Genomic DNA, 17,028 nt, shown 5'->3' with positions numbered 1-17,028 from the left:
ACGGTCGTGGACCGACACGGTGATGCCGCGGCATCCGTGTGCAGCATCCTCCGGCCGCGCATCCTCGAACGGCGGCATCCGAAATTCGGACCGATGCGCGGAATTCGGATGATCACGGCGCGTGCGTCCGAGAAAAGCGCCGTCGTCCGAAATTCGGACGGCCCTGGTCGGCCCCGGACCGCGCCACGACTCGAGATGGATGCGAGGGACGCCGCGGCCCCGAGCCCTACCCTGGAGACATGGAACTCGCTGATGCCCTCGCCGAGCTCGCGGCGCTGGAGGATCCGAAGGTGCGCGCGGCGAACGAGAAGCGCGGCGACGATCACGGCATGAACCTCAGCCGCCTCCGCGCGGTCGCGAAGAAGGCCAAGACCGACCAGCCGCTGGCCCGTGAGCTGTGGGAGACCGGAGAGACCCCGGCCCGGCTGCTCGCGCTGCTGGTCTGCGCCCCGCGGCAGTACTCCGCGGAAGACCTCGACGGGATGCTGCGCGAGCCGCAGCCACCCAAGGTCAACGACTGGTTCGTGAATTACGTGCTCAAGAAGACGCCGCTCTCCGACGACCTGCGAGAGGGGTGGCGGCACGACCCCGCCGACACCGTATCCGCGGCAGGGTGGTCGCTGACGTCCGTGCGGGTCGTGACGCAGCCCGACGGCCTCGACCTCGGCGCCCTGCTCGACGAGATCGAGCGGGAAATGAAGGATGCCGCACCCCGGACGCAGTGGGCGATGAACGAGACGCTGGCGCAGATCGGCATCCACCATCCGCACCTGCGCGACCGCGCCCTCGCGATCGGGAACGATCTGCAGGTGCTCGCCGACTACCCGACGGCGCCGGGGTGCACGTCTCCGTTCGCCCCGATCTGGATCGCCGAGATGGTCCGCCGGCAGGGCTGACCCTAGGCGATCGCCGCCTGCTCCCGCGTGCTCTCCACCCGTCCGCGGATGAAGATCAGCAGCACCAGTCCGACGATGATCACGACGATGTTGCCGAGACCGGCGATGCCGGCGAGCGCACCCTCGGCGGGGTGGGCGGACTGCAGGAAGATGCTCGGATCGGTGGTGGCGTGCAACAGGATCGGCACGATGATCGTTCCGGTCACCCGCATCGCGAGGTACATGCAGATCCCGAACGCGAAGGTGTAGCCGAGCTGGACCAACGTGGGGAGCAGCGCCTGACCGGACAGCAGGTTGCCGGCGTGCAGACCGGCGAAGACCGCCGCGGAGACGACGGCGACGGCGATCTCCCGGTAGCCGGCCTTGCGGAGCAGGTTCACGACGAGTCCGCGGGTGAGCACCTCCTCGGCGAAACCCACGAGGAGCCCCGCCAGCAGCCAGGCCGGCACGACGCCCGCCTCGGTGTCGGCGTAGTCGATCGTGGCGAAGCGCAGGATGTTGAACAGCAGGACGGCCGCGACGGCGATCCACATCCAGCCGCTGCCGCGGATCGGCTGCGGTCCGAAGATCTCGCCGAACCAGCCGACCGACCAGATGAACGCGATCAGCAGCAGCGCGCCGACCGTCACGGGCAGGACGTAGAAGACGACCACGGCCGCGGCGCTCTGCGGGTCCGTGATCCCCTCGGCCAGCGGTCCGAAGAGGAGCGACAGCCCCTCGTACAGCACGAAGTAGACGGCCGCGAGCACGAGCGCCCTCCACCAGCCGCCGCGCTCCCAGAATCCGCGCCACCCCCATGCCGCCGCGTGCTCCGCCATGTCGCCTCCCTCTCGCCGCGAGAATCGCGATCCCCTTCACGCCATAGGAACCGGAATATCAGTTCCAGGCACCCCGCGCGCCGACCCCTCACTACGCTGACCCCATGAGCACGCACATCGCCGCAGAGCCCGGCCAGATCGCCCCCATCGTCCTGTTCCCCGGAGACCCGCTGCGGGCGAAGTGGATCGCCGAGACCTTCCTCGACGACGCGCGGCTGTACTCCGAGACGCGCGGGATGCTGGGCTTCACCGGCACCTGGGAGGGGCACCGCGTCTCGGTGCAGGGGTCGGGCATGGGCCAGCCCTCGATGGCGATCTACGCGAACGAGCTGTTCGACTCCTACGGGGTGCAGACGGTCGTCAGGGTCGGGTCGTGCGGCGCGCTGACCGAGAAGCTGAAGGTGCGCGACATCATCATCGCGAACGGGGCGTGCACCGACTCCGGCATCAACCGGGTGCGCTTCCACGGACTCGACTACGCCCCCGTCGCCGACTTCTCTCTGCTGCGCGCCGCCGTCGAGGCGAGCGAGTCCGAGCCGCCGGAGTCGAACGTGCACGTCGGACTGCTGCTCTCGAGCGACCAGTTCTACAGCACCCGCCCCGAGCTCACCGAGCCGTTCGTGCAGCACGGCGTGCTGGGCGTCGAGATGGAGACGAGCGGCCTCTACACGCTCGCGGCGTACTACGGTCGGCGAGCGCTGAGCATCTGCACCGTCTCCGACCACATCGTCACGGGCGAGGAAACCACCGCGCTGGAGCGCGAGCAGACCTTCGGAGACATGATCCGCATCGCACTGCAGGCCGCGACCGCCTGAGGGTCGCGGCCCTCCTCTCGCGCGGCTCCTCTCGCGCACCCCTCCCTGCCCTCACGTTCGGGAGGAGAACTCACGCACCGGCTGAGGATCCGCCCGCATTCCTCAGCCCGAGGGTGCTTTCTCCTCCCGAACGCGCGAGCGGCGCACGCGACGACGAGACCCGAACGCGCGAGCGGCGCACGCGACGACGAGACCCGAACGCGCGAGCGGCGCACGCGACGGGGCACCCAGCGCACGCGCCAGGGAACCCCCGGACGCGAGGAAGGCCGCCGCGACGGATCGCGACGGCCTTCCTCAACTTCGGTCAGTCGATCTCGACGGCCTCAGCGGTCGCGCGGCGGCGACGCATCAGCACGAGCGCTGCACCCAGGAGGAGCAGCAGACCGGCCGCTCCGCCGAGCACCCACGGCACCGCACCACCCGTGACCGCGAGGCCAGGAGCCACGATCGGAGCAGGAGGCGCGAAGCCCGCGTCGAGCGTCGGCAGGTCGACCTCGCCCGGCAGCGCCGAGTTCGATCCCGTCGCCGGAGTGGTGAAGGTCACCCGACCGGTCTTGGGGTCGGCATCCGAGTCCTTGTCGTCACCGCCGGCGTTCGCGGACGTCAGAGGATAGGTGACCCCTCCGATGACCACGGAGGTCGGGAACTCGATCGAGTACTGCGTCGACGGCTTCAGATCGGTGAACACATAGAACCCGGTCTCGTCGGTCGTGGTCGTCGCCACGAGGACGCCGTCCTTGTCGTAGAGCTTCACCTCGACGCCCGCGACGGGCTTCTCGGTCGGGTCCTGCACGCCGTCGCGGTCAGCGTCGATCCAGACGTAGTCGCCGACCGAGACCTTCACGGGCGCGTAGCCCGCATCGATCGTCGGGTCGTCGGCCTCGCCGGGCTCCGCCGAGTTCTGCCCGTCGGCCGGCGTGGTCACGGGTGCGCGACCCGTCGTCACGGCCGGGTTCGAGTCCGCTCCGTCGCTCTCGCCCGCGCCGGGCGTGGTGAGGTGGTGCTCGACGCCGTCGACGGTGACCGAGAGCGGGAACTCCACGATGAAGTCCGTCGAGTTCGGCAGGTCGGTGAAGACGTAGTAGCCGTTCGCGTCGGTCGTGGTGGTCGCGATGACCGTCTCACCGTCGGGCGAGAGCAGCTTCACCTCGACACCGGCGACGGGGGACTCACCCTCGTCCTGGATGCCGTCTCCGTCGGCGTCGAGCCACACGTAGTCGCCGATCGAGACCAGCACCGGCACGTAGCCCGCGTCGATCGTCGGGTCGTCGGCCTCGCCGGGCTCACCCGAGTTGCCGCCGCCGAGGGGCGTCGTCACCGGGGCGCGGCCCGTGTCGACGGCCGGGTTGGAGTCGGTCGCCGACCCACCCTGCGTCGGCGCGGTGAGCACGTAGCGCACGCCGTCGACCGTCACGGTCGTCGGGAACTCCACGACGTAGTCGACGCCCGGCGCCAGGTCGGTGAATGCGTAGTAGCCGTTCTCGTCGGTCGTCGTGGTCGCGATGACCGTGGCGCCGTCGGGCGACAGCAGCCGCACGGTCGCGCCGGGAACCGGCTTCTCGCCCTCGTCCTGCTGGCCGTCGCGGTCGGCGTCGAGCCACACGTAGTCGCCGATCGAGACCGGCGGGGCGATGAAGCCCGCGTCGATCGTCGGGTCGTCGGCTTCGCCGGGCTCCGCCGAGTTCGCTCCGGACGCCGGCGTCGTGATCGAGACGCGGCCCGTCTCCGGGTCGGCATCCGAATCCGCGGCGTCGTCATCGCCCGCGTCGCGCTCGGTGAGCGGGTAGGTGATGCCACCCACGGTCACCGTCGTCGGGAACTCGATGATGTAGTCGGTCGAACCCGGCAGGTCGGTGAAGACGTAGTAGCCGTTCGCGTCGGTCGTGGTGGTCGCGATGACCGTCTGGCCGTCGGCCGACAGCAGCTTCACCTCGACCCCTGCGACGGGCGTCTCACCGGCATCCTGCACACCGTCCTTGTCGGCGTCGATCCACACGTAGTCGCCCACCGAGACGATCGGCACGTAGCCCGCGTCGATCGTCGGGTCGTCGGCGTCGCCAGGAGTGCCCAGGTTGTCGCCGGACGCGGGCGTGCGCACCGGCGCGGCGCCCGTGTCGACGGCCGGGTTCGAGTCGGATGCCGAGGCACCCCTGCTCGGCGCCGTGAGACGGTACACGTCGCCGCCGACCGTGACCGTCGTCGGGAAGACGACCGTGTAGTCGCTCGATGCACGCAGATCCGTGAAGGAGTAGTAGCCGTCGGCATCCGTCGTCGTGGTCGCGATCACCGCTCCCGTCGAGTCCTTCAGCTGCACGGTGATGCCGGCCACCGGAGGCTCTCCTGCGTCCTGCTGCCCGTCGTTGTCTCGGTCGATCCAGACGTAGTCACCGATCGACACCGGCGTCGGGACGAAGCCGAAGTCGAAGGAGTGGTCGTTGCGTCCGGCCGCGGGCGAGGTGACGTTCGCGACGACGGTCGGAGTGCCGCCGACGTCGACGGTCACGCCGTTGCTGTCGATGCCGCGGTTCGACCCCGCGGCTGCGCCCGTCGGCGTGGTGCCGGCGAGCGGGCCGCCCGCGGCGAAGTCCGCCGGGCGGTCGAGACGGATCTGGTAGTCCGTCGCCGGCAGCAGACCGTCGTCGGTGTCGAACCAGTACTCGCCGTTCGCGTCGGTCACGGTGGTCGCGATCAGCGTGCCGGCCGTGTCGTAGAGCGACACCTGCACACCGGCGACCGACGGCTCGTCCGCATCCTGGATGCCGTCCTCGTCGGTGTCCAGCCAGATGCGGTTGCCGATCTGCTGGGTCGCCGCGAGCACGAGCGCCTCCATGTCGGCCAGTCCCTGCGCCTTCTGGAAGTCGTCGGTGACGAGCACGTTCGCGGAGCCGGTGCTGCCTGCCGCCTGGTTGCCCGTCGCGGGGTTGAAGGCACGCAGGCCGTTCGAGAACAGCCCGGTGGCATCCATCTGGTTGATGACGAGTCGGTCGGTGCCCGGCACGTGGACCATGCCGCCGAACGCGGCCTCGTTGTGGAAACCGCCGAAGTCGTCGAAGTCGCCGCCCCGGGGCTGGCTGCCCCGGCAGTCGAAGTCGAGCGTGGAACCGGAGGCGCACACCCCGACGATGTCGCCGGCGGTGACGTAGTTCGAGTAGGCGCCGAGACCGTTCGTGCGGGTGCCGTAGTAGAGCAGCGAGCTGTACTGGTCACCACCGCGGTCGCGGAAGGCGAGGATCATGTCACCGGCGGCGGTGAACTCGATGTCGGAGAGCATCGGCTGCGGCACCGAGAACTGCCCCGCGAGTCCGTTGGCCGCCGGGTTGATGGGCGTCGAGGCGGCGCCGGCGTTGATGCACGCCTGCGCGACGCCGTCGCTCCACGGCAGCCAGTCCACGAAGCGGCACGAGGCGTCGACGGCGAGGTTGCCCGAGACGACGCCGCTGTGGCCGGGGGCCGTCGTCGGGTCGCCGGAGTAGACCACGCCGGTGGGGCTGAGGATGCCGGAGGCCGAGATGTCGTACTCGATCACGCTCGCCTGCATGGTCACGCCGCACACGGCGCCGACGTAGATCTTGCCGGCGTTCTCGCCGATCGCCATCGGCGCCCAGTCCTGATCCGCCGCACAGGCGACGGCCGGGATCGGGAGCGTCTGCACCGGAGCAGGGTTCGGGGCCGTCTGCACCGGGTACACGACGACCGAATCAGTGTGCATGTTCACCGCGAGGAGGTACTTGCCGTCCTCCGTGACCTCCACGTCGCCGAGGCTCTCACGGCCCACCGCGGTGCGGAAGTCGAAGTCCTGGGTCTGGTGACCAGCGCCGTTGACGCTGGTCATGTCGTGCACCGTGGTGCCGGCGTCTGCGACCGTGGCGTAGACCTCGGTGGCTCCCGACCACGGGTCCACCCGGTAGATCGCACCGGGGCCGCCCGCACCGTAGACCGAGCCGCGCTTGGCGTAGGCGCCGGCGTAGAGCTTCTGCGCCTTCTGGTCGAGGCCGATGCCGTACACCGACCCCGTCGTGACCCGCGAGGTGACGCCGGTCGGGGCGCTGTTCAGGCGGTAGGGGACCTGGTAGATCTCGCGGCCCTCACCCGCGCCCGGCCAGATGCTGTCGGGCTGGATGGCGGAGAAGATCGTGGCGTTGGAGGGGCCCAGCGTGCTCACGTCGACGTAGCCGACGCTGAGCGCGGCATCCGCACCGCCCGACACGTCAACGAACGACGTCGCCGGGGCGAACTGCGGCTCGGCGTGCCCGTCGAGGATGCGCGCCTCGGTGTAGGTGCCGGTGTTCGGGTTGGTCACCTCGATGCGGTACTTGCCGCCCACGAGCGTGTTGCCCGCGTCCGCTCCGCCGAGCACGACCTGACCGGCCGCGTTCGTGGAGCGCGTGAACGTGTGGTTCTGCGGATCGGTGAACCGCACCGTCACCCCGTTGAGCGCGGCGTCGGCGGCGTCTCGCGTGCTGTTCGCGTTGACGTCGTTCACCACGGTGAGCGTGATCGTCCCGTCTCCGGCCGCGGCGACCGCCGGCGGCGCGACGACGATGGACAGTGCGGCCGCGGTCGTCAGCGCGGCCACTCCAGCGAGTGTCTTCTTCACGTGTTTCTCTCCCCCGCGCCCGATTCCCCAATCGGCCGCGACTCTCGTTTCGAGTTCCCCAGAAGACTTGTGCCCACCGACATACTGGCGAGCACATGGCCTGCTGTGCCAAGGTGAGGCTCCCTCTGACCCCCGTGAGGGGTCAGAGGGAGCCTCACGCCGTTTCGATCCGCCCGATCAGGCGCGACGCCGGCGCGCACGCACCAGCATCGAGCCGCCGAGCAGGAGCACGGCCATCGCGCCGAGCGCGACGCCGGTCAGGTCTGCCCCACCGGTGTTCGCGAGCGATCCGCCGGTGCTGCCCTTGCCGCCCGCGCCACCCGTGGTGCCCCCACCGGTTCCCGGCGTGGTCGGGCAGGCTGCCGTCGTGAACGGGATCGTCGCGCTCTCGACCCCGTCGACCGTCTGGTCGACGAAGTACTGCGTGTTGCACGTCAGACCGGAGGTGAGCGACCAGGCGCCGTTCTCGCCGACCACCGCGGTGGCGACGACGTCGCCCTTCGTGTTGCGGACGATGATCGTCGCGCCCGAGGTGCCGGTTCCGGTCGCGCCGGTCGGCGTCGTCCCGGTCACGGCCGGAGCGGCAGGGACGACCGCGGTGTCCTCGTCGATGCTCGAGTACTGCGAGGTGAACCCGTTCGCATCGACGGTCTGCACCCGCAGAAAGCCCGTCGTGTGCGTGGTGGGGATCGACACGGACGCGCCGGGAGCGACACCCGTGATCTCGCCCAGGTACTCCTCGGCGTTGTCCGCCGCCGTCCAGTAGACGTGGAGCGTCACGGGAGCTGCCGCGGTGTTGTTGCCGATGAGGTTCGCCGGCTGGACGGCCGTGAACGTGGCGGTGGTGCCGTCGTAGCGCACCGTCTCCGGACGGAACGTCTGCACCGTGTTGTTGCTCACCGAGTCGCCGACGTTCCAGAGGAACCAGAAGCCGCTCTCCTCGATCACCGGGTCGGTGCCGCCGCGGGTGTTCGCGCCGAAGGTGTTGCCGATCACCGGCAGCGTGCCGATCGCGTTGTGCACGATCGGAGCCTGGGAACGGTCACGACCGCCGAAGCCGTCGATCGAGTTGCCGATGATGCTCCAGCCCACCGGGGCGTCGGCGCTCGCAGCGTTCGCGGAGTTGTAGATCGCCCAGTGGTTGTCGACCGTGGCCGGGAGCGTCTCGTCGGTCAGATCCTGGATCAGGGTGTTGTTCTGCACGATGTTGCCGGTACCGGGGGCGTCGATGCGGATCGCCGAGCGCGAGATGTCCGCGATCAGGTTCTCGATCGTGTTGTCCGCGATGACGACGTCGGTGGCGCCGGCGCCCTGCACGCGGATGGTGTCGACGGCCCAGATCACATCGAAGGTGTTCCCGGTCACGTCGACGTTCGTGGTCGTGTCCCCCAGCTGCAGCGCGGCGAACACGCCGTCGCTGATGTTCGTGAACGAGTTGTCGGCGAAGGTCGCGTCGGTGAGCGTTCCGCCGAAGACCACGGAGCCCGCGTAGGAGATGTCGTTGCCGGAGAAGACCAGTCCGTTCCAGTCGGCGGTGTTGTTGCCGATCGTGCGCGAGATGTTCTTGCCCTCGTTGCCGCCGAACGTCGTGCCCGTGATGCTCGTGTCGGTCAGCGTCTGACCGGCGCCGTCGAAGAACAGGCCGTTCTTCCCGGGTGACTGGATCGTCGAATCGGCGACAGTGAGGCCGGTGACCGTGGCGTTCTGGTCGAGCCACACGCCGTGCGTCGGCGATGTCTCCGCGGGGTTTCCGAGAACGCTGTTGCGCACCGTGAAGCCCGTGACGGTCGAGTCGTTGTCGATGAACACGTGAGCGTAGGTCTCGACGCCGCGGCTGGCGAGGCCGTCGATCACGGTGTTGGTCACGGTCGCGTCGTGCTCGACGATGATGCCGCCGTAGAGAGGGCTCTGGATCACGAGATCGGTCAGCGTGGTGTCGGCCGCCCCGTCGAGGAGCAGCACACCCACCTCCTGCCAGTTCGTGTCGTTGTCCTTGAGCTCCACGTTCGTGACGGTCGTGCCGGTGCCGCTGATCACGATGCCGGACTCGGCCGCGCGCAGGTTGGCGAGGTTGCTCAGCGAGACGTCGTCGGATGCGACGTAGATGCCGGCGGCGAACGAGCCGTCGATGTCGGTGATGCCGTCGAGGTTGGTGAAGTCGATCGAGACGGGAACCTCGGAATCGATGAGGAAGCGCGCACCCAGGGTGTCCCACGAGGACCCAGGAGGAGTCATGTCGGTCGTGAGCATGCTGTTCGCCGAGCCGCCGGTGAGCGACAGCTCGCCCGTGCCCGCGAGAGCCGCATCGAAGACGATGCGCACACCGTCGGGGTTCGTGGAGGCGTTCGCGGCCTCGAGCGCTCCGCGCAGCGTGCCGGGGCCGCTGAGCCCGAGGCTGGTGACCGTGATGACGTCCTCGGCCGCGCTCGCAGCGGTGGCGGGCAGCAGGACCCCGCCCAGAACCGTGACGGCTCCGACCGCCCATGTCATCGATCGGGTGAATCCCCGACCCCTCGTGCCACGGCTGCTCGCCGTCCGACGCGATACGTGCTCCATACCTTGCCCTCTCCCTCGGTGATGTATCGCCCGTCTCCGATCGCGCAGCGAAACGAGTCCATGGGGGGACTCAGGAGCCTGCGGGGATGTCGAAGCGGACGCATGGCGCGCACTGGGGGGCGCGCTCGGTGGGGAGTCAAGCAGGATGCCGCATCGACGCGTCATATCGGACGTGCAGGTGACCCCTGTCGGGGGTCAATTCCACCGTGAGGCGTCACTTCCCCCGACCCCGGCGGCACACGACGGCGGTAGGCCGGCATCCGTCCGGTAGGGGATGATCGAAGGATGCTCCTCGATCACACGGCCGTACCCGACGGATCCGATGCGGATGCCGTGTACCTGGCGTTCGTCGAGTGGGCCGAGTCCACCGGCATCAGCCTCTACCCCGCGCAGGACGAGGCGGTCATCGAGATCGTCTCCGGGAACAACCTGATCCTCTCGACCCCGACCGGCACGGGGAAGTCGCTCGTCGCGGTCGGGGCGCACTTCGCCGCCCTCGTGTCCGGCCGGAGGACGTACTACACCGCCCCGATCAAGGCTCTGGTCAGCGAGAAGTTCTTCGCGCTGGTCGACATCTTCGGCGCCGCGAACGTCGGCATGATCACGGGCGACTCCTCCGTGAACGCCGATGCCCCGATCATCTGCTGCACGGCCGAGATCCTCGCGAACCTGGCTCTGCGTCAGGGCACGGATGCCGAGGTGGGACAGGTCGTCATGGACGAGTTCCACTTCTACGCCGACCCCGACCGCGGCTGGGCCTGGCAGGTGCCGCTGCTGGAGCTGCCGCAGGCGCAGTTCATCCTGATGTCGGCGACGCTGGGCGACGTCACCGAGCTCGCCGCCGACCTCTCCCGACGGACGGGCCGCGACACGGCATCCGTCACCGGCGTCGAGCGGCCGGTGCCCCTGCACTTCTTCTACGAGACGACGCCGATCCACGAGACGATCGACGATCTGCTGAGCACCGGCCAGGCGCCGGTCTACATCGTTCACTTCTCGCAGGCCGCGGCCATGGAGCGCGCGCAGGCGCTGTCGAGCACGAAGGTCGCCACGCGCGAGCAGCGCGACGAGATCGCAGCGCTGATCGGGGAGTTCCGCTTCACGACCGCGTTCGGCAAGACGCTCTCCCGGTTCCTCCGTGCGGGCATCGGCGTGCACCACGCCGGCATGCTGCCGAAGTACCGCCGGCTCGTCGAGCAGCTCGCCCAGCGCGGGCTGCTGCGCGTGATCTGCGGCACCGACACCCTCGGCGTCGGCATCAACGTGCCGATCCGCACCGTGCTGCTCACGGCGCTCACGAAGTTCGACGGCACCCGGATGCGGCAGCTGAACGCGCGCGAGTTCCACCAGATCGCGGGCCGGGCAGGACGCGCGGGCTACGACACCGCGGGCACCGTGGTCTCGCAGGCGCCCGAGCACGAGAGCGAGAACGCCGCCGCCATCAAGAAGGCGGGCGACGACCCGAAGAAGAAGCGCAAGATCGTGCGCAAGAAGGCGCCGGACGGCTTCGTGTCGTGGGGCGAGCCGTCGTTCCGCAAGCTCATCGACGCCGTGCCCGAGACGCTCACCTCGCACATGCAGATCACGAGCGCGATGATGCTGAACGTGATCGCCCGCGGCGGCGACGTCTTCGGGAATATGCGCTCACTGGTATACGACAACCACGAGCCCAGGAGACGCCAGCGCGAGCTCGCGCTGCGGGCCCTCGGCATCTACCGGACCCTGCTCGAATCCGGCGTGGTCGAGCAGACGGATGCCGGCGAGATCCGCCTCACCGTCGACCTGCAGCCCAACTTCGCGCTCAATCAGCCGCTGTCGCCGTTCGCCCTCGCCGCCTTCGAGCTGCTCGACCCCGACTCCGCCGGCTTCGCGCTCGACATGATCTCGATCGTGGAGTCCACGCTCGACGACCCCAGGGCCATCCTCGGGCAGCAGGAGTTCCTCGCCCGCGGCGAGGCGGTCGCCGAGATGAAACGGGAGGGCATCGAGTACGACGAGCGGATGGAGCTGCTCGAGCAGATCACCTATCCGAAGCCGCTCGACGAGCTGCTGAGCGCGGCGTTCGAGACGTTCAGCGCGGCGCAGCCGTGGATCCGCGACTTCGAGGTGCATCCGAAGTCCGTCGTGCGCGACATGTACGAGCGCGCCATGTCGTTCGGGGAATACGTCGCCTACTACAAGATCGCCCGCTCGGAGGGCGTGGTGCTCCGCTACCTCTCCGACGCGTACCGCGCGGCGTCGCAGACGATCCCCGAGGAACTGAAGAACGACGACCTGCGCGACCTCATCGAGTGGCTCGGCGAACTCGTGCGGCAGGTCGACTCGAGCCTCCTCGACGAGTGGGAGGAGCTGGTGCACGGGCACCCCGTCGACCACGAGGACGGTCCGGTGGTCCCCCCAGCGCCCAAGCGCCTCACGAGCAATGTCAGGGCCTTCCGCATCCTCGTGCGCAACGAGCTGTTCCGCCGCGTGCAGCTCGCCGCCAGGGAGGACGTCGAGTCCCTCGCCGAGCTCGACCCGCACTTCGGCGCCGACGCCTGGTCCGACGCCCTGGACGCGTACTTCGCCGACCACGACGACATCCTCACGGGCGCCGACGCCCGCAGCTCCTCGCTCATCCTCGTCACCGAGGGCGCGTCCGAGTGGACCGTGCGGCAGATCCTCGACGACCCAGCGGGCGACCACGACTGGGGCATCTCGGCGACCGTCGACCTCGCGGCATCCGACGAGGAGGGCGCCGCCGTGGTGACCGTGACCGGGGTCGACCGGCTGTAGCCGTCACCCCGACCACTGAGAGGTCAGTGCTGCTGCGCCTCCCGAGCCCCGGAGGGCAGCGCTCTCACCCGCTCCCGCGCTCGCGTCAGGGGGAGCAGCGGGTCGAAGAGGATGCCCAGGCCCAGGCGCACCAGCAGCGCGTGCATGCCGAGGCAGATCGCGATGACGCCCGCGGTGAGCACGAGCGGCTCGACGGCCTCGATCAGCGGGACGGTGCGGATGCCGGTCGACCGCAGCGCTCCGTCGAGCAGGGCGAGCGGGATCATGTGGATCACGTAGATCGGCAGGGTCCGCCGCCCGATCCAGCGCAGCGGTCGTGCGACGGCCCCCACCCGCCGGTCGAGGAGCACGCACGCCGCGACGCCGAACGCCACGGCGAGCACCGACAGCAGGGGCCAGACGCCCGGCCACTGACGCATGCCGAGCACGCCGACGGCCGCGGCCGCCGCGATGTATGCCGCGGCGAGCATGAAGGCTCGGCGCAGGCCCGTCGTCGCCGCGAAGCGCTCGACGAGCTCGCGGAGGCGCAGTCCCGCGAGGAAGAAGAACAGGTTCTGCAGGACCTGCCACAGGTTGCCGAGGTCGGGGAGCACTCCGGATGCCGCCACCGCCGACACCACGAAGGCCGCCGGCAGCAGCACCGCCGTCGGCACGTGCCTGGTGAACCGCGCCACGGCCAGATACACGGCGAGCGCGAGCAGGTACCAGAGGTTGGTCGGGCTGAAGGTCAGCTGCGCGAGGAGCTCCCCGGCGTCCTCCGCTCGGGCCGTGTCGAAGTCGGGGGTGAGCGCGAGCATCGCGGTCTGGATGAGGACCCAGACGACGTAGACGAGGGCGAGGCGGCCCGCGCGCATGCGCCAGCTCCCGCCGCTCGGCGCGGTGACGGCGCGCCAGGCGAACATCCCCGAGATGAGGAAGAACAGCGGCATACGCAGCGGCAGCAGCTGGGCGTTCAGCGTGGCCCAGGCATCGGTGACCGGCCCGGCGTCCTGCATCTCGATCGCGTGCTTGGTGACCACGTGCCAGAGCACCACGAGGACGATGCACACGCCCTTCGCGACGTCGGGCCACCCCTCACGCTGTCGCATGGTCCCTCCGGGTCGTCGCACTGCGCTCGCTCGACGCCCGACGGTCGGCCGCAGCCTGCACGAGCCTGTCCATGAGTTCGGGGTACGGCACCTCCGCCGCCGCGAACATGCGCGGCACCTGCGAGGCCGCGGTGAGCCCCGGCATCGTGTTGACCTCGTTGAGCACGGGTCCGTCCTCCGTGAGGAAGAAGTCCATGCGAGCCACCCCGGCGCAGCCGAGCGCGTCGAACATCGCCACGGCCGTGCGCGTCAGCGCTCCCGCCTCGGCCGGCGTGAGCACGGCGGGGACGGTGAACCTCGCGGTGCCGTCGTACTTCATCGCCGTGTCGAAGAGCCCGGTGGCGTGGATCTCGAGCGGCGGGGCCGCCCAGCGCACTCCCCCGGCCTCGCGGATCACGGCCACGTCGATCTCGCGACCGCGCATGACCTCCTCGATGAGGATCCTGTTGTCGAACCGCGCCGCGGTGCGCAGCGCATCGAGCAGGTCGCCGGGCTCGCGCACGAGGCCCACGCCGTAGCTGGATCCGGCGGAGACCGGCTTCACGACGACCGGTCCCTCGTACTCCACGTCGCCGAGGTCGGATGCCGAGATCACGTACCCCGGCGCGGTCGCGATGCCCGCCGCCTCCGCCACGAGCTTGGTCGCCCACTTGTCCATGCCGATCGCCCCCGCGCGCAGGTCGGAGCCGACGACGGCGACTCCGGCGAGCGCGCACAGGGCCGCGAGCGCTCCGTCCTCGCCGAGAGCACCGTGCACGGCGGGGAACACGACGTCGGCCCAGGCGAGCGCGGGCATGGCCGCGGCGAGCGACTCGGCAGGGGTGGCGACGGGCGCGGCATCCCACACCCCGTCGCGCGAGATCGTGACCGTGCGCACCTCGTGGCCGATCGACCGCAGCGCCGTGGCGACCGCGGCCGCCGAGGCGAGCGACACCTCGTGCTCGGAGTTCTGTCCTCCGCCGATGACCAGTACCCTCATGCCCTGCTCCTCTCCACTCGCGGGCCGATGCCCGTCACGATCGTGTGCGGGATGGTCCCCGCCCAGCGCGCCCACTCCTGCACGCTGGGCACGGCCCCGCCCTCCGGTCCGAACACGGTCGCCGTCTCCCCCCTGGGGAACTCCCGGCTCCCCGTGTCGACGACGATCTGGTCCATCGACACCCTCCCCACGATCGGATGCCGAGACCCCCCGATCTCGACACCCGCCCCCTCCGTCAGCTCGCGCGGGATCCCGTCGGCGTACCCGACGCCGATCACGCTGAGGTGCGTCTCCGCCGGGGTGACGTACGTCCCTCCGTAGCCGATCGCCGTGCCGGCGCGCACGAGCGCCGAGTGCACGACGGATGCCGTCAGCCGCGACGCCCCGTGCAGCTCCACGGTGCCCGACGGGTCGATGCCGACGAGGCCGGCGCCCACCCGCACCAGGTCGAAGTGCGTGGCGGGGTCGGTGAGCGCGCCCGAGGTCGCGGCGAGGTGCGTGACGAGCGGTCCGAAGCCCGCACGCAGCACGGTGTCGCGTCCGTGCCGCATCCGCAGCACTGCGGCGGCGTTCGCCCGCGGATCCGCGTCGTCGGCCAGGGGCAGATGCCCCATCACCCCGACGATCTCGATGCGGCCGGCGGCGGCCCGCGCGACGCGCAGCAGCTCCGCCCAGTCCTCGACGGGGCACCCGCCGCGCGACATGCCGGTGTCGAGGTGGAGGTGCACGCGCACGGGCGCCGCGGCGTCCCCGGCCAGCTGCCGCAGCTCCTCGACGGAGCCCACGGCGATGTCGACCCGGTCGGCGGCGGCCTGGGCGGCATCGACGCCGGACGGGTTCAGCCACGCCAGGATCGGCACGTCGAGTCCCGCGTCGCGGAGCGCGGTCGCGTCTGCGGCATCCGTCACCCCCAGCCAGTCGGCGCCGGCGTCGACGGCCGCCCTGGCGACGGCGACGGCGCCGTGCCCGTAGCCGTCGGCCTTCACGACGGCCATGATCCTGGCGTCGGTCGCCGCGCGCACGCGGTCGACGTTGGCCGCGACCGCGGCGGGAAGGGTGGTGAGCGTCGGCGCGTGCAGACGCGACAGGGGGGTGGTGAGCGTCATGGTCATCGCTGGGTCCTCGGATCGGCGGTGGGGTCGTCGTACATGAGCGGGCAGCCGTTGGCCGGAGCCGACGGACGCAGCTCGAAGTGCCACGGCTCGTTGCCGTAGATCTGGCACAGGCCGAACTCCGCACCGTGGCGCGAGAGCCAGTCCTGACCGGCGACGGGGCCGAGGTCGATCGCCTTGCCGGAGACGTGCTCCGACCGCTCGGGTGTCGCCACCCAGCGCGCGGCCTCCTCCGCCGAGCCGTACTTCGCGACGGCGTCGGCGAGCAGCTCGTCCTGGTAGGCCGGGGAGCGCCAGCCGCTGTTGACGTGCAGGCGGATGCCGTCCTCCTCGGCGGCGGTGGCGGCCGACCGCACGGCGGCGAGCAGGTCGGCGTCGAGGTTCGACACCGCGGGGGTGTCGGCGAACACCGAGATCCGGTCGGCCTCCTCGATCTTGCCGTCCTGTTCGTCGACGGTTCCGTCGGTGGCCGCCGCGCCTCCTGGGGCATCGATGGTGGCGGATGCGGGGGCGGACGCCTGCTGGGCGATCACGGCGATGAATCCGGCGACCAGGGCGGCGAGGAGCGCGAGGCCGAGCACTGTGGTGAGGCGTCGCTGTCTGAGGGAGCGGCTGTCGTTCATGATTCCAGTGAAGAAGGGAGCCTGTTGCCACGGCGTATGCGGTTTTCCATATGCTCCCGATATGCCCGGTTGCGTAAGCTCTCAGCCATGCGCGTGCTGATCGTCGAGGACGAGCCCTACCTCGCCGAGGCGGTTCGCGATGGACTGCGCCTGGAGGCCATCGCCTCCGACATCGCCGGAGACGGCGACACCGCGCTCGAGCTCCTCGCCGTCAACTCCTACGACCTGGCCGTGCTCGACCGCGACATCCCCGGCCCCTCCGGCGACGACGTCGCCCGGTGGATCGTGGCCTCGGGCAGCGGCATCCCGATCCTGATGCTGACCGCCGCCGACCGCCTCGACGACAAGGCCTCCGGCTTCGAGATCGGCGCCGACGACTACCTCACCAAGCCGTTCGAGCTGCGGGAGCTCGTGCTGAGGCTGCGCGCCCTCGACCGGCGCCGCCAGCACAACCGCCCGCCCGTGCTCGAGGTCGCGGGGCTGCGGCTCGACCCGTTCCGCCGCGAGGTGTTCCGCGACGGACGCTACGTCGCCCTCACCCGCAAGCAGTTCGCCGTGCTGGAGGTGCTGGTCGGCGCGAACGGCGGTGTCGTCAGCGCCGAGGAGCTGCTGGAGCGCGCGTGGGACGAGAACGCCGACCCGTTCACGAACGCCGTGCGGATCACCGTCTCGTCGCTGCGCAAGCGCCTGGGCGAGCCCTGGCTGATCCTCACCGTGCCCGGGGTCGGGTACCGCATCGGGACGGATGCCGATGCCTAGGCGCCGCGGC

The 17,028-nt window shown here is 70.3% G+C and carries 11 protein-coding genes; 4 read left to right on the top strand and 7 right to left on the bottom strand.

The features are described 5' to 3' along the window. Positions 1-239 precede the first annotated feature (239 nt). A complete protein-coding gene (locus tag ACFY5A_RS06710) occupies positions 240-896 on the top strand; it encodes a DNA alkylation repair protein (RefSeq protein ID WP_341940588.1) in 657 nt (218 codons plus the stop codon). A 2-nt stretch (positions 897-898) separates the two neighbouring features. On the opposite strand, the gene ACFY5A_RS06705 is transcribed toward ACFY5A_RS06710, so the two are convergent. After that, the gene (locus tag ACFY5A_RS06705; protein WP_387232565.1) at positions 899-1,714 is read right to left on the bottom strand and encodes a type II CAAX prenyl endopeptidase Rce1 family protein; all 816 of its coding nucleotides are present in this window, start codon (positions 1,712-1,714) and stop codon (positions 899-901) included. Between the two features lie 104 nt (positions 1,715-1,818). Here ACFY5A_RS06705 and deoD point away from each other — a divergent pair, with 104 nt between their 5' ends. After that, a complete protein-coding gene (gene deoD, locus ACFY5A_RS06700; RefSeq protein WP_387232562.1) occupies positions 1,819-2,529 on the top strand; it encodes a purine-nucleoside phosphorylase in 711 nt (236 codons plus the stop codon). Positions 2,530-2,833: 304 nt separating this feature from the next. Here the strand turns inward: deoD and ACFY5A_RS06695 are convergent, their stop codons facing one another. Together ACFY5A_RS06695 and ACFY5A_RS06690 are read right to left on the bottom strand one after the other, a co-directional pair. Further along, the gene (locus ACFY5A_RS06695; protein WP_387232559.1) at positions 2,834-7,126 is read right to left on the bottom strand and encodes an SdrD B-like domain-containing protein; all 4,293 of its coding nucleotides are present in this window, start codon (positions 7,124-7,126) and stop codon (positions 2,834-2,836) included. Between the two features lie 177 nt (positions 7,127-7,303). Then, positions 7,304-9,616: a hypothetical protein gene (locus ACFY5A_RS06690; protein WP_387232556.1), complete on the bottom strand. Its 2,313-nt coding sequence runs from the start codon at positions 9,614-9,616 to the stop codon at positions 7,304-7,306. A gap of 351 nt (positions 9,617-9,967) precedes the next feature. Here ACFY5A_RS06690 and ACFY5A_RS06685 point away from each other — a divergent pair, with 351 nt between their 5' ends. Further along, a complete protein-coding gene (locus tag ACFY5A_RS06685; RefSeq protein WP_387232553.1) occupies positions 9,968-12,457 on the top strand; it encodes a DEAD/DEAH box helicase in 2,490 nt (829 codons plus the stop codon). Positions 12,458-12,480: 23 nt separating this feature from the next. Here ACFY5A_RS06685 and ACFY5A_RS06680 read toward each other — a convergent pair whose 3' ends face one another. The 4 genes from ACFY5A_RS06680 to ACFY5A_RS06665 are packed head-to-tail and all read right to left on the bottom strand — an operon-like array spanning position 12,481 to position 16,259. After that, positions 12,481-13,545 (bottom strand): acyltransferase family protein, encoded by a 1,065-nt coding sequence (locus ACFY5A_RS06680; protein ID WP_387232550.1) that lies wholly within the window; start codon positions 13,543-13,545, stop codon positions 12,481-12,483. Then, complete coding sequence (locus tag ACFY5A_RS06675) at positions 13,532-14,524, bottom strand: D-alanine--D-alanine ligase (RefSeq protein ID WP_341940596.1); 993 nt, start codon at positions 14,522-14,524, stop codon at positions 13,532-13,534. The genes ACFY5A_RS06680 and ACFY5A_RS06675 overlap by 14 nt, the downstream gene beginning before the upstream one ends. Next, the gene (alr, locus tag ACFY5A_RS06670; RefSeq protein ID WP_387232547.1) at positions 14,521-15,636 is read right to left on the bottom strand and encodes an alanine racemase; all 1,116 of its coding nucleotides are present in this window, start codon (positions 15,634-15,636) and stop codon (positions 14,521-14,523) included. The genes ACFY5A_RS06675 and alr overlap by 4 nt, the downstream gene beginning before the upstream one ends. Next, positions 15,633-16,259, bottom strand: a complete 627-nt coding sequence (locus ACFY5A_RS06665; RefSeq protein ID WP_341940598.1) for a M15 family metallopeptidase — start codon at positions 16,257-16,259, stop codon at positions 15,633-15,635. Before ACFY5A_RS06665 ends, alr begins: the two co-directional genes overlap by 4 nt. 87 nt (positions 16,260-16,346) lie before the next feature. On the opposite strand from ACFY5A_RS06665, the gene ACFY5A_RS06660 reads away from it, so the two are divergent. Further along, positions 16,347-17,018 (top strand): response regulator transcription factor, encoded by a 672-nt coding sequence (locus ACFY5A_RS06660; protein ID WP_105673140.1) that lies wholly within the window; start codon positions 16,347-16,349, stop codon positions 17,016-17,018. Positions 17,019-17,028: the final 10 nt, after the last annotated feature.

Source organism: Microbacterium sp. NPDC012755 (assembly GCF_042901325.1).
Lineage (GTDB): Bacteria > Actinomycetota > Actinomycetes > Actinomycetales > Microbacteriaceae > Microbacterium > Microbacterium natoriense.
The sequence above is the reverse complement of the archived record's forward strand: the minus strand, read 5'-3'. Positions and strand labels throughout refer to the sequence as shown.